A 13,708-nucleotide genomic window follows, 5' to 3' on the forward strand; every position below is an offset into this window, starting at 1 on the left:
ATCATATTGGTAATGTGATAATAAAGGTGGCACCATTGCCCTCTTCCGTTTCAACATTAATAGTGCCTCCATGTCCTTTCACCACTATATCATAACTCAATGACAATCCCAAACCGGTTCCTTCTCCCGCAGGTTTTGTAGTAAAAAAAGGCTGCATTATTTTATTTTTAATTGCATTTGGAATTCCTGTTCCATTATCTTTCGCGGTAATTTCGATAAAATTCCCTTTTTGGGCTGTTGACACACATAAAACTGGTTTGTATTCTTGCGCCGCCGTTTTTTGTTTTTGGTGTGTAGAATAAAAAGCATTGGTAAATAAGTTGAGTAGAACACGGCCAATATCTTGTGGAACTACATCAATTTTTGGAAGTTTTGCATCAAAATGAGTTTCTAGTTCAGCATTGAAACTTTTGTCTTTGGCTCGCAAACCATGATAAGCCAGTCTCAAATATTCATCAGCAAGCGTATTGATATCCGTTAGTTCTTTTTGTCCAGAGCTAATACGGGAATGCTGCAACATCCCCTTTACAATCCCATCGGCGCGTTTGCCATGAAAGATTATTTTTTCTAAATTTTGTTTGATATCGATTGAAATTGCTTTGGCTTCTTTGGTATCGCCTTTCTCCATTTCATCATGCATTTCATCCATCAGTTCTAAACTAACTTCAGAAAAATTATTGACGAAGTTCAACGGATTTTGGATCTCATGAGCAATACCGGCAGTAAGCTCCCCAAGTGAAGCCATTTTTTCGGATTGAATAAGTTGAAGTTGAGTTGTTTTGAGTGTATTATAGGCTTTCTCAATTTCACGAGCATGAACTAGCTCTTTTTCTTTAGTCAAAGCATGTTCTTTTTCAAGAAGTCTTTTCCGTTGGAAGCGATCTATCAAAAATACAACCAACAGAAAGAAGACACCATATAGAGTATACGCCCACCAGGTGCGCCACCAAGGAGGAGTAATACTGAACGCAACCGAAGCTCCAATTTTATTCCAAACGCCACTACTATTGGCTGCTTTTACCCTAAAAATGTAGTTTCCAGGTGGCAAATCATAATAATACGCAGTGCGAATATTACCTACTTCACGCCAATTGTTATCATAATTTTCAAGTCTGTAGGTAAATTTATTTCTGTTGGGATTGGCATAATGTATTCCTGTATAATTGATAGAAATACTGTTTTGATTGTACTTTAGAATAAAATCTTTGGGTATTGTCTTTTTATATTTTTGAATAGAATCGGTACCAAAATATATTGAATTATCACCAATTTTAAAATCGGTAATGAATACTTTCGGAGGTGCTGAATTTTTAGAAATATTGTCAGGATTAAACAATGTAATACCATTCTTACCGCCAAAAAACATAAGCCCTTTCGATGTTTTGAGGTATACCCCATCGGCAAACAGACGCCCTTGTATGCCTTCTTCCATCGAAAAATTATTAAACCGCCCCTCTACAATACTGAATCTGCTGATTCCATCAAAAGTGCTAAGCCAAAGCGCTTTATTCTTTTCATCAGGCAAAATGCCTTGAATTCCCATAGAAGGCAAACCTTCTTTCATCGTGTAGGTAATAATTTTTCCTGTTTTGATATTGCATTTACTAAGACCACCACCCCATGTTCCAACCCAAACTACTCCTTCTTTATCTTCATAAAACGAATTGATGTCTTGCGATTTTAAAACGTCACCTTTCTTTTTATCAAATGCATATCTTATCACTTTATCAGTCCCATAATTATACAGAAACAATCCGTTATTGGTAAGCAACCATACTCCATGCTTTGGACTGTCGTAAATATTGGTTACTTCATTACTGCTTAAATTAGATCCCGAAATCTTAGTCAAATCAAAATGACGTAATGTTTCTTTATTTTTGGTTTTTAAAAAAGCGCCTTTAGCTGTACAATACCACTGGTTCCCCTTACTGTCATTAACTAAATTCTGAATAAAAGTTTTTTCCAATCTAGGATCCAAAATCACTTTTTTACAAGTCTTAGAATTTGTATTAAAAACAAAATAGCCGAGATTCGTTAGGAAAAAAATTTCTTCAGGTGAATACAAACCAATTCCATAAAAAAAAGTTAAACCAGACAATACTTTTGAAATTGGATAAGGTGTTAAAGTATTATTGACAGGATCAAAAACATTAAGCCCAGCATCTGTAGTGATCCAAATTTTACCGACACCATTTTCAAATACTTTACTTAACCAGCCTTGGGTAATGGAGTTTTTATCTTCTTTTTTATAAACATAGGATTTAAACACAACTCGATTAGTATATCTAAGTAATCCCTGAACTTCTGTTCCTATCCAAAGATTATCGAAGGAATCCAAATGAAGACAAGTAAGAGCATTCCTTGTCATTTTTTGATTTTGATCTTCATTCAGCACTTCAAATTCCTCTTTTTTCAAATCAAAATACATTAAACCATGTGTAGTCCCTAGCCAGATATTCCCTTTTGCATCAAACTCCATTTCAGTAATAAAAAACGCATTATTTTTAGTGAATGACTCTTTAAAAGGATAAGATTTCACTTTACCAGTATTGGGATTCCACACACTGAGAACTGAATGAACTTCACTACTTGAACTCATCCAGACATTGCCATTAACATCGCATTTAATTGTGGTGTGGTATTGACTACTCAGAAATTTGGCTATTGGCCATTTCATTTTCTGAGTATTTTTATTTTTATCAATCATAAAAAAACCATTAGCGGCAATTACCCAGACATTGTCCAAATGGTCAGTAGCAACACTATAAACATTTTTTATTTCTTCATTATTTGGGGAGTCAAAACGTTTGAGTGTATTACTGTTTTCATCTTTATAAAAAAGAGCATGAGAGGCTGTATAACCAATAAAAGAATCTGTTCCAAAATAAATCCTTCCTCTAGTATCCTCGTTTATAGTGGTTACTAAGGGGCGGGAACCCAAAGAAAAATCCGTTAGTTTTAAAAAATTATAGTTCTTGAATGTTCTTGTTACTGGATTATATTCACTAATTATGTCTGTGCATCCAATCCAAATATGCCCATCCTTAGCTTCAAAAAGCTTTTGGGTTAAAATACTACCCATTTTTTGAGCATCATTGGGATCTACATCAAAATGTTTGTAGTCATAACCATCATATTGCACTAGTCCATTACTTGTTGCTATCCAAACAATACCCTGTCTGTCCGTGATAATATCGGAGATCAAAGTGCCTCCTAATTCAGGATAAGCCGTAAAATTACTGGGATTAAGTTGTGCGGAAACTGAGGAATAAAACACCTGAAAACTGACTAATAAAATAACAAAAAAGCACTTTTTCATAATTCAGCTATTTTTATTAATTTGTTTGAGAACAACCTCACTTATCCATCTTCTTAGTTGTCTTATTTCGATTTTCTATGCCTTTTCTATAATGGCGTAAACCTGTGACATATAAAAGCCGTTAATTTATTGGGTAGATTGGGCAGCAAAACAACAAAAGCATAACTAAATAAATATCAGTCAATTACAATGTTAAAATTACATAAAAATTAACAAACTTATTACCCTATTTTCAATTTAAACACACATTATGCTACAAAAAGAACCTCTTTTGTCTTAAACAAAGTTCTTTTATCAAGTTTAACGTATTGAATTAAGTTTCAAAACATTAAATATTGGTCTTTCAAAGCTATTATTTTAAAAAAAGTATAGGATTTCATTTCTACATTGAGAAATACTAAGATTGTAGTCTCGATGCTTTTTAGATTTAACAGATAAATTCCAAACAACAAAAAAACCGTCACCTCTTAAAGCTTAAGTGGCGGCGGTTTTCCTTAAAAAAAAATTATTTCTTTACTAATTCAAAACTACTTTTTTTCTAATTCTCGTATATAGTTGACCAATTTCCATCTTTGGTCGTCTGTTAAAAGTTCAAAGTAAGTAGCCATTGGAGCTTTCCCATTGGTTATCTTCCAAAAAATAGCCCCATCGGTTTGACTTTTTACATTCAGAGCCAGAAAATTAGCAGGGTGTGGTTCCAAGGTAAGACCTGCTTCTCCATTTCCATGACCTTTCACACCGTGACACAACACACACATCTGATCGAATATTATCTTCCCATCATCACTCGCCTTTTGATTTCCAACAAAAGGGTTTTTCAATGAATTAGAATATTCTGGTGCAACCCAACTTAATTCTTGCGCTATACTTTTTGTTCCTGTCACAATTAGTAAAGCTAGTACTACGAAAATTTTGAATGCTACTTTCATGGTCTGATGCTTTTAAATTATACATCAAAATTATGAAAACGTTGTAGCACGAAAGCTGATATTTGTCATATTTTTAATAAAATATCGAAAAAACCACAAAAAATCAACAAATATCAATTTAATTTAAATTTTACTGATTATTCAATATATTATTTAACGGAGTAGCATCCATAAATATACCATTATCAAGAGAAATCGATTTTATTGATTTATTTGATTTTAAAGAAATTACTGTATTTTTCTGATTGGCTTGCCAAATGGCTGGATTTTGATGTAAAATCTCTTTCGTATCATCTTTATATACAATAACAACATCAAAAGGAATAGCAAAGCCACCTACGTTTTTAATCCAAATTGTACTTTTCGAATTAACATCTTCTACTTTTTCAATCATTAAATCAATGTAGTTATTGGTGAAAAACCAATTATTGAAAAACCAATTTAAATTTTTACCAGAACTGGTATTCATACAATTGAAAAAGTCCCAAGGAATTGGATGTTTACCATTCCATGTGTCCATATAAAAATGCAGTGATTTTTTGAATTGCTCGTCACCAAGCATGTCCTTCAAGGCAAGATAAGAAAGTGAAGCTTTACCATAAGAGTTATTACCGTAACCCGCATCCGAAACTTGTGTTGACATCGAAATTATAGGTTGATCTTCCTCTGTCGACTTGTCATTAATATAATAATTGACTCTAAACTCCTTGTAAAATTTATCGGCTGCCTCTTTCCCATGTTCTGCAATACCAATCAAATATTCAAAGGTAGTCGCCCAACCTTCATCCATAAAAGCATATCGGGTTTCATTTATTCCCATATAAAAAGGGAAATAAGTATGTGCAATTTCATGATCCTGTACCAATTGTGCAAAAACCGCATCACCCATTTGAGAATCATTAACCATCATAGGGTACTCCATATCGGCAAATCCTTGAAAAGCGGTCATCTTGGAGTACGGATAAGGCACACCTGGCCAATTATTGGAAAACCAAGACAATGCATAATTATTGTTTTTTACAGAGTTTATAAAATCGGTTCCTTTTACCAAATCATAAGCGGCTTGAGTACTGGCTCTGCGACCGGTTTTAGTATCTACAATAACACTACCAGCATCCCATACATAATGATTGCTTAAAGCAAAACAAACATCAGTAATGTTATTAGCCTGAAATTTCCAGCTATTCCAATCCTTCTGTTGGGTTACCCGTCCTTCGCTCATTTCTTTGTCATTGGCTATATGCATTACCTCATCTGTTGTATATGATTTTTTTAAACGGGCAGCAAACTCAGGTTGCAAAACTTCGTCTGGATTCAATAAATCACCTGTTCCATACACTACATAATTTTTGGGAGCTTTTACCGTATAGGTATAGTCATTAAAGTCATTATAAAACTCTTGACGATCAGTATGAGGCAGTCTGTCCCATTTGTTATAATCGTCAAAAACTGAAACTCTAGGATAACTATAGGCAACATAAAAAGTAGTTTCGTCTATTTGTCCTTCTCTTCCGCTTTCTTTAGACAAAGGATAATTCCATTCAATTTCAATGGTTGCTTTGGATTTTGGAAGTATTGGCTTTTTCATTTTTACATTACCAACTGTCCCCCATTTTCTAGCATCTTCCTTATAAACTTCTCCATTTATTTTTAAAAAAGTAATAGTAAGCCCATTTGATAAAAAATCATCACTTACATTACCACTTCGGGGAGAAGAAGCTTTATGCAGATTATTTACAAAACGTATTGGCAAATTATTCAAAGTGTCGCTACTGTTATTTTCATAGACAATAGTTTCGATTCCGCTTACTATTTTTGTGGTGGCATTTACAGTAATATCCATAGTGTACTTACCATGATTCTGCCAATACTTTTTACCTGGCAAACCATCCATTGAACGGGTTCCTTTTACATATGCTTCTTTAATGTTTCTAGGCATATAGAGGTCTTGGGCAAAACTACTTTGCGCAAGAAACAGAAGTACTACTAATAATTTTAATAAGATTGGTTTTCTCATTTTTAGGTTTTTAGTTATGATAATTATTACAAATAATAATCAGTAAGTCTAAAAATAAAGATTTTTGTAACAAAATTTTAAAGTTTTTTTTATCTAATTTGCCATTACAAATGATAAAACGCTTTAATTAGAAAGTTTATCAGTAAATACAGGATAGCACCTATTAAGGCTAATGCAATAATAAAAGTAATAATGTTTAATACGATATTAGGAATAAAACTCAGTCTGGGATGCGCATAATAAGGCTCACGATGTAAACGTTCGCGAACATTCTTGGCAACTTTTTTTATTTTCTTTTTAATGGTAATTGTTTTAAGAAATTTATAAAATCTATAAGTAAGAGTTGAGCTATATTTATCCAATATCCACATTAAAAAATATCATGCGTCTATTTATACAAATATAAACAATTTACGCCAAAACCACATATACCACTAATAAACAAACAATTACACACAAGTGAAACTTTTTACACTAAAACAAAAACCGCCTTATTCCCAAGAACAAGACGGCTTCTAAAAAAGTATAAAGAACGATTACAAAATATAATCGGTATTAATGAAATTAGATTCTTTGCTATTCAACAATTCCTGCAAAATTTCATTGTTATAAGCATTGTCTTTTGAAGCCACGAAAGTTCTAATTGAAAATGAACGTAAAGCATCATGAATACTCAGTGTCCCGAAAGCGGAATCTTTTCTTCCTGTAAATGGAAAAACATCCGGACCACGCTGACAAGAACTGTTCAAGTTAACTCTACAAACCAAGTTAACCAAAGTATCGATTAGTGGTGCAATAGTTTTAATATCTTTTCCGAACAAACTTACTTGTTGACCGTAGTTTGATTCAGCCATATCATTCAAAGGCTCTTGAATATCTTTGAAAGTCAAAACTGGTACTACTGGTCCAAATTGCTCTTCTTGATAGACACGCATATCTTTATTTACTGGAAACAAAACCGCTGGAAATATAAAATTATCCGAGCGCTCTCCTCCTTTTGCATTGATTACTTTTGCTCCTTTACTTGTTGCATCATCAATCAATTCTTGGATATAAGCTGGTTTTTCGGTTTCTGGAAGTGGTGTTAACGACACTCCTTTTTCCCAAGGGTTTCCAAATTGCAATGAATCAACTTTGGCTGCAAAACGTTTATTAAATTCGTCTGCAATCGATTCATGAACGTATAAAAGTTTCAATGCCGTACAACGTTGTCCATTAAAAGACAAAGTTCCTGTAATACACTCTTGAATAGCCAAATCTAAATCAGCATCCGGTAAAATTATCGCAGGATTCTTAGCTTCTAATCCTAATACCAAACGCAATCTGTTTTTGTTTGGATGCTGGTCCTGTAAAGCTATAGCCGACTTACTGTTTCCTATCAAAGCCAAAATATCAACTTTTCCAGAACGCATTATTGGCGAAGCAATTTCGCGTCCTCTACCATAAACAATACTTATTACTCCTTTTGGAAAACTGCTTCTGAAAGCTTCCAATAATGGAGAAATCAATAGAACTCCGTGTTTTGCTGGTTTGAAAATTACAGGATTTCCCATAATCAAAGCAGGAATAAGCAATGTAAAGGTTTCATTCAATGGGTAGTTATATGGTCCAAGACACAATACCACGCCAATAGGCCCTCTACGCACCATTGCATTGATGCCTTGCACTTTAGCAAAATGTGCCGACTGGCTGTTCAATTCTTTATAACTTTGAATTGTATCATTAATATACTCAACAGTTCTGTCAAATTCTTTCTCAGAATCACCAAGCGATTTTCCAATTTCCCACATCAAAAGCTTAACCACTTCCGTACGGGTTTCTTTCATTTTGACTACAAAGTTTTCCATACATTTGATACGGTCAACAACTTTCATCGTTGGCCATAAACCTTGTCCATTATTGAAAGCCGCTCTTGCAGACTCAGCCACTTCAAGCGCTTCTGCTTCTCCCATAACAGGCGTAGAACCCAATAATGTTGGCTCATACTTTTCGGTTGAAGAAATTGTGGAATATACTTGCGTTGTCTTTCCAGTCCATTTTTTTAATTCGCCATTTACCAAATAAGTATCTTGAATAAGCGGAGCTGTAATTTGAAATTCTTGAGGTATTGTATTCATTCTGTGGTTATTTTGGTTGTTTCTTAATAGATTTAAAAAAGAGGCTTTTGCCTCTTTTTAGTTTTTAGGATATTAAACTATATCACCATTCCATTCTATAATCCCGCCTAGCAAATTATAAGCATTTGCTATTCCTAACTCGTTCATCATTTCACATGCTTTTGCGCTTCTCATTCCTGAACGGCAGTACACATAATAATTTTTATTTTTATCTAATGCTGCGATAGCATCTATAAATTCCTGTCCCTTATGAATGTCAATATTAATAGATCCTTCAATTATACCTTGATCGCATTCATCTTCAGTTCTTACATCTAGTATTACTGCATTTTCATCGGCTTCAAATTGTGAAACCCATTCCTGTTGTGTCAAATTCATAATATTTATTTTTTTGTAAAAATACGAGGTTTTCCTCAAACAATCCACCTCTTTTTTGTGAATTAAACAGCAAAACAAAGAAAACGTTTTCGTGAAAATCAATATTCAACAAATGCAAACATCTGTTATTTATAGTTTAAAATCAGTCCTTAATTACTCAATTCTTTTCTTTATTTCATAATTTAACACCGGTACTTCACTATCCATTTATTAAAAACTTCTTCTTTTTTATTACTTTTACGCTGTTGAAATTCCAACTCATTTCAAAATAAAAATCAAATGCCAGAGCAGCTAAAAAAATTATTTCCTTCCTTTTCAAAAGAACTGATTCAAGATATAATAGCAAACCAAGTCATCAAAAACTTTAGTTCGGGCGAAATTATCATGCGCACTGGAGAATATATCAAAAATACTGTTCTAATAACCAAGGGAACAATCAAAGTATATCGTGAAGATATAGATGGTGGCGAGTTTTTTATGTACTATTTACAATCTGGACAAGCTTGTGCGTTATCCATGGTGTGCGCCATCAATAATGAGAAAAGCCAAATTATGGCAAAAGTAGATGAAGATGCAGAACTCATTATGGTTCCTCTCCCTTTGATGGATAAATGGATGATGCAGCATCGAACTTGGTATGAATTTGTGATTGGCAGTTACCGAAATCGCTTTGAAGAAGTGCTGGAAGTAATAGACAGCATTGCGTTTAGAGCAATGGATGAACGCCTTGAGTTTTATCTAAAACGTCAAGTTGAAGCCTGTGGTTGCAAAGAACTAAAACTTTCCCATCAAGAAATTGGCTCTGATTTGAATACCTCTAGAGAAGTTATTTCGAGATTACTCAAGAAAATGGAACAAAGAGGTTTAGTAAAATTGCAACGCAATCAGATTGAGATTTTGATGTAACCTTTAAATTCCAAATCATAACTCATATCTTTTTCAAAAGTGACAAAAGTTACCGAACATCTACAATAGTATTCGCATCTTTGCCCCAAACAAAACATAAAACATGGAATACTTCGGTTACCTGGCATCTGTCATAATAGGTCTCTCATTAGGATTAATAGGTGGTGGCGGTTCTATTTTGACTATTCCGATATTGGTTTATTTATTCAAAATAGACCCAAAATTGGCCACTAGTTATTCTTTATTCATCGTTGGAGTTACTGCTTTATCCGGATGTTACACTCATTACCGAATGGGAAATCTCAAAATCAAATCGGCAATGTATTTTGCTATTCCTTCGGTATTTTCAATATTGGTTATCCGAGAAGTGATTATTTTAAAGATTCCCAATGTCATTTTTACTATAAATGATTTTCAGGTTACCAAAAACTTTTTAATCATGATCATTTTTGCTGTCTTGATGATGGCAGCTTCACTCTCTATGATTAATAAAAAAGGGCCTCACATACTGTCTGCCCATACCAATTATCTGCAATTGGCGATAATCGGTTCTGTTATTGGAATTGTTACAGGATTTTTAGGAGCAGGTGGAGGATTTTTAATTATCCCAGCTCTCTTATTTTTTGCCAATTTACCCATGAAACAAGCTGTTGGGACTTCATTATTAATTATTTTTATTAATTCCTCAATTGGATTTTTAGGTGATTTATTCATAGGCACACCAATCGATTATGTTTTCTTGGCAAGTATTTCAAGTATGGCTTTTGTAGGTATGCTTATTGGCACACATTTATCTAAAAAAATGGATGGTAACAAACTCAAACCTATATTTGGTTGGTTTGTTTTGGTAATGGGAATTTATATCCTTATCAAGGAAATTTTCATGAAATAAACTTTCGTTAAAAAGTAACATTTATACCCCTTTTTTTCAAAAAACGAAACTAACTTTGTCTCATATTAAAAGTAAAAAAACACAATGCAAATAGAACAAATATATACAGGCTGTCTCGCACAAGGTGCTTATTATATCACTTCCAATGGTGAAGCAGCTATAATTGACCCGCTAAGAGAAACACAACCTTATTTGGATAGAATCGAACGTGACGGAGTCAAACTGAAGTATATTTTTGAGACTCATTTTCATGCCGATTTTGTTTCGGGACATTTAGACTTAAGCAAAGAAACGGGCGCTCCAATCGTTTATGGACCAACCGCCAAACCAGAATTTGAAGCTACCGTTGCTACAGACAATCAACTATTTGAAATAGGGAATATCAAAATAAAAGTACTGCACACTCCTGGTCATACCATGGAAAGTTCCACCTATTTACTAATCGACGAAAACGGAAAAGACCATGCTATTTTCTCTGGAGACACCTTGTTTATTGGCGATGTAGGCAGACCCGACCTTGCCCAAAAAGCAGCTTCGATGACACAGGAACAATTGGCCGGATTATTATTTCATTCGTTAAGGGACAAAATCATGACTCTGGCAGATGACGTAATAGTTTATCCTGCTCATGGCGCAGGTAGTGCGTGTGGAAAAAACATGAGTAAAGAAACCGTTTCGACCATTGGAAACCAAAAAGCAACAAATTATGCTTTGAGAGCCAATATGACCGAAGCCGAATTCATCACCGAAGTAACCGATGGATTACTACCTCCTCCAGCCTATTTTGGGATGAATGTGGCCATGAACAAAAAAGGATATGATAGTTTCAACGAGGTTATGCAACACGGAATGAACGCCCTTTCGGTGACCGAATTCAAATCTATGGTCGATAAAACCGGAGCCTTGATTTTGGACACCAGAAACAACGACGATTTTGCCAAAGGTTTCATCCCGCAATCTATAAACATTGGAATCAACGGTGATTTCGCCCCTTGGGTAGGCGCCATGATTGCCGATGTAAATCAACCCATTATCCTAATTACCGAAATTGGAAAAGAAGAAGAAACCGTGACCCGATTGAGCCGCGTGGGTTTTGACATTTTGGCGGGACATCTAAAAGGTGGTTTTGAAACTTGGAAAAAAGCGGGCAAAGAAATTGACACTGTAAACCGAATCACTGCAGACCAATTCAAAACGCAAGTAAAAATTGGCGAAAGCAAAATCATTGACATTCGTAAAGAAACCGAATACAGTGCCGAACATATCGAAGAAGCTTTCTGCAAACCATTAGCAAACATCAACGATTGGATAAAAGATATTGACCCAAAAGAGCATTTCTTTATGCATTGTGCAGGCGGATATCGCAGTATGATTGCCGCTTCGATTTTGCAAGCCCGTGGTTTTAGAAATTTTAGTGAAATCGAAGGCGGGTTCAACGCTATTTCCAAAACTGATATTCCAAGAACCGATTTTGTGTGTCAAAGCAAAGTATTGAAATAAAAAAAAATATGGCGTGACCCCGTTGAGTAAAGGGGATTACTTTTAGCACCACTTATACAGCCCCTTTCCTCAACGCTGTCGGGCTATCCGCGCTACTTCGGTAGCTTGCTTTTATCCCTCACGCAAACCATAATCAAGAAGATTTCGTATAAAATTAGAACAATAGCATTAACAAAATCTTTAATTCTATAATCATGGACGAATTACAATGTTGTGTGACATCATGTGAAAAACCTTTGGATAAGGTCTATTGGGACAACCAATATCAATCCAATACAATCGGTTGGGATTTAGGTGAAGTATCTCCTCCACTAAAAAACTATATAGACACATTAAAAGATAAAAACATTCAGTTTTTAATTCCGGGTTGCGGCAACACCTATGAAGCCAAATATCTTCTGGAACAAGGTTTTACAAACGTTACCGTAATTGATATTGCTCCAACATTAATAGAAAATCTAAAAAACAAATTCGAGAACAATAGCAATATCAACATTGTATTGGGAGACTTTTTTGAACATCAAGGTGAGTACGATATAATTCTCGAACAGACATTCTTTTGTGCTTTGCCACCAACGATGCGCCAAAAATACGTTTGGAAAATGCATCAACTTTTAGCCAACAAAGGCAAAATTGCCGGATTATTATTCAACCGAACATTTGAAAGTGGCCCTCCTTTTGGTGGAAGCCAGAATGAATATAATTTGCTTTTCCAACAGTCATTTGATTTTCTAAAAATGGAAATTTGCCAAAATTCTGTCACACCAAGAGCTGGTTCCGAATTGTTTATTGAATTTCAAAAGAACAGTGAAGTATTGGTCAATTTATACCCATTTGAAGGTATTACCTGCAATGGTTGCAAAAATACAGTGTCAGATAAATTATCAGCACTTGAAAGCGTTTTAAACGTAAACATGAGCGCCAATTTTTCTGAAGTATTGATTGTAAGCCAAAATGAAGTTGCATTAGAAACTCTGCAAAAAGAGATCGCTTACGATAGCAAATATAAAATTGGAAATAAACTATAAAATTTGCCTCGAGCTAAAGCAGCAGGCTATTCAAAATAAACTTTCTTAAACCAAAAAAAATGAAAGATTTACTTTTTACCAACTGGCATATCATGCGAATTTTTCGGTTTGCTTTTGCAGTATTTTTATTTGCACAAGCTTATTATACAAACGAATGGTTCTTCATCGCCTTTGGGTTGTTTTTCTTTATTCAAGCTATTTTCAATACTAGTTGTGGACCAAAAAGTTGCTCAATTCTCCCAAATAAATACACCAAAAAATGAGTACTTTCAACGATATCATTCAATCCGAAAAACCAATTTTGGTTGATTTTTTTGCTACTTGGTGTGGGCCTTGCCAAACATTGGCTCCTATTCTCAAACAAGTAAAAGACAATTTAGGAGACCGAGTATCCATCATCAAAATTGATGTAGATAAAAATCAGCAAATTGCTTCGCAATACCAAGTTCGCGGTGTTCCCACTATGATTCTCTTTCAAAACGGAAAGCAATTGTGGAGACAATCTGGAGTTTTAAGTACCAGTGATTTAATTAAAATAATCACCGAAAAAAGCATTACATAGCCCGAGTAAAATTACAGGCAACACAATTGAGTTATAAAAAAGTTAAATAATATCCGTGAT

11 protein-coding genes are annotated in these 13,708 nt (G+C 34.4%); 6 read left to right on the top strand and 5 right to left on the bottom strand.

Annotated elements, in window-relative coordinates:
* Position 1: 1 nt before the first annotated feature.
* The 5 genes from J2W95_RS13265 to J2W95_RS13285 form a co-directional block, all read right to left on the bottom strand.
* Positions 2 to 3,319, bottom strand: coding sequence for a sensor histidine kinase (locus J2W95_RS13265; RefSeq protein ID WP_310007783.1), 3,318 nt, complete (start codon positions 3,317 to 3,319; stop codon positions 2 to 4).
* A gap of 527 nt (positions 3,320 to 3,846) precedes the next feature.
* Entirely contained in the window at positions 3,847 to 4,248 is a 402-nt protein-coding gene (locus J2W95_RS13270; protein ID WP_310007785.1) for a c-type cytochrome, read from the bottom strand.
* A gap of 130 nt (positions 4,249 to 4,378) precedes the next feature.
* Positions 4,379 to 6,265 carry a M1 family metallopeptidase gene (locus tag J2W95_RS13275; RefSeq protein ID WP_310007787.1) on the bottom strand — a complete coding sequence of 629 codons (1,887 nt, stop codon included), beginning with the start codon at positions 6,263 to 6,265 and terminating at the stop codon, positions 4,379 to 4,381.
* A gap of 536 nt (positions 6,266 to 6,801) precedes the next feature.
* Entirely contained in the window at positions 6,802 to 8,382 is a 1,581-nt protein-coding gene (locus J2W95_RS13280) for an NADP-dependent glyceraldehyde-3-phosphate dehydrogenase (RefSeq protein ID WP_310007789.1), read from the bottom strand.
* A 72-nt stretch (positions 8,383 to 8,454) separates the two neighbouring features.
* Positions 8,455 to 8,760: a rhodanese-like domain-containing protein gene (locus tag J2W95_RS13285; RefSeq protein ID WP_310008280.1), complete on the bottom strand. Its 306-nt coding sequence runs from the start codon at positions 8,758 to 8,760 to the stop codon at positions 8,455 to 8,457.
* 279 nt (positions 8,761 to 9,039) lie between these two features.
* Between J2W95_RS13285 and J2W95_RS13290 the strand changes: the two genes are divergently transcribed.
* From J2W95_RS13290 to trxA, 6 genes are all read left to right on the top strand, one after another.
* Positions 9,040 to 9,666: a Crp/Fnr family transcriptional regulator gene (locus J2W95_RS13290; RefSeq protein ID WP_310007791.1), complete on the top strand. Its 627-nt coding sequence runs from the start codon at positions 9,040 to 9,042 to the stop codon at positions 9,664 to 9,666.
* A 103-nt stretch (positions 9,667 to 9,769) separates the two neighbouring features.
* Complete coding sequence (locus J2W95_RS13295; RefSeq protein WP_310007793.1) at positions 9,770 to 10,558, top strand: sulfite exporter TauE/SafE family protein; 789 nt, start codon at positions 9,770 to 9,772, stop codon at positions 10,556 to 10,558.
* A gap of 84 nt (positions 10,559 to 10,642) precedes the next feature.
* Positions 10,643 to 12,058, top strand: a complete 1,416-nt coding sequence (locus tag J2W95_RS13300; protein WP_310007795.1) for an MBL fold metallo-hydrolase — start codon at positions 10,643 to 10,645, stop codon at positions 12,056 to 12,058.
* A 194-nt stretch (positions 12,059 to 12,252) separates the two neighbouring features.
* Positions 12,253 to 13,086, top strand: a complete 834-nt coding sequence (locus J2W95_RS13305) for a methyltransferase domain-containing protein (protein WP_310007797.1) — start codon at positions 12,253 to 12,255, stop codon at positions 13,084 to 13,086.
* A 59-nt stretch (positions 13,087 to 13,145) separates the two neighbouring features.
* Positions 13,146 to 13,349 (top strand): hypothetical protein, encoded by a 204-nt coding sequence (locus J2W95_RS13310; RefSeq protein ID WP_310007799.1) that lies wholly within the window; start codon positions 13,146 to 13,148, stop codon positions 13,347 to 13,349.
* On the top strand, positions 13,346 to 13,648 hold the full coding sequence (trxA, locus tag J2W95_RS13315; protein WP_310007800.1) for a thioredoxin: 303 nt from the start codon (positions 13,346 to 13,348) through the stop codon (positions 13,646 to 13,648). The genes J2W95_RS13310 and trxA overlap by 4 nt, the downstream gene beginning before the upstream one ends.
* Positions 13,649 to 13,708: the final 60 nt, after the last annotated feature.

Origin of the sequence: Flavobacterium granuli, from assembly GCF_031456055.1 — a bacterium.
GTDB classification, from domain to species: Bacteria; Bacteroidota; Bacteroidia; order Flavobacteriales; family Flavobacteriaceae; genus Flavobacterium; species Flavobacterium granuli_A.

Excerpts from the sequence above, each read along its gene's own strand:
- J2W95_RS13265 (WP_310007783.1), bottom strand. The coding sequence starts at position 3,319 with ATGAAAAAGTGCTTTTTTGTTATTTTATTAGTCAGTTTTCAGGTGTTT.
- J2W95_RS13270 (WP_310007785.1), bottom strand. The coding sequence starts at position 4,248 with ATGAAAGTAGCATTCAAAATTTTCGTAGTACTAGCTTTACTAATTGTG.
- J2W95_RS13275 (WP_310007787.1), bottom strand. The coding sequence starts at position 6,265 with ATGAGAAAACCAATCTTATTAAAATTATTAGTAGTACTTCTGTTTCTT.
- J2W95_RS13280 (WP_310007789.1), bottom strand. The coding sequence starts at position 8,382 with ATGAATACAATACCTCAAGAATTTCAAATTACAGCTCCGCTTATTCAA.
- J2W95_RS13285 (WP_310008280.1), bottom strand. The coding sequence starts at position 8,760 with ATGAATTTGACACAACAGGAATGGGTTTCACAATTTGAAGCCGATGAA.
- J2W95_RS13290 (WP_310007791.1), top strand. The coding sequence starts at position 9,040 with ATGCCAGAGCAGCTAAAAAAATTATTTCCTTCCTTTTCAAAAGAACTG.
- J2W95_RS13295 (WP_310007793.1), top strand. The coding sequence starts at position 9,770 with ATGGAATACTTCGGTTACCTGGCATCTGTCATAATAGGTCTCTCATTA.
- J2W95_RS13300 (WP_310007795.1), top strand. The coding sequence starts at position 10,643 with ATGCAAATAGAACAAATATATACAGGCTGTCTCGCACAAGGTGCTTAT.
- J2W95_RS13305 (WP_310007797.1), top strand. The coding sequence starts at position 12,253 with ATGGACGAATTACAATGTTGTGTGACATCATGTGAAAAACCTTTGGAT.
- J2W95_RS13310 (WP_310007799.1), top strand. The coding sequence starts at position 13,146 with ATGAAAGATTTACTTTTTACCAACTGGCATATCATGCGAATTTTTCGG.
- trxA (WP_310007800.1), top strand. The coding sequence starts at position 13,346 with ATGAGTACTTTCAACGATATCATTCAATCCGAAAAACCAATTTTGGTT.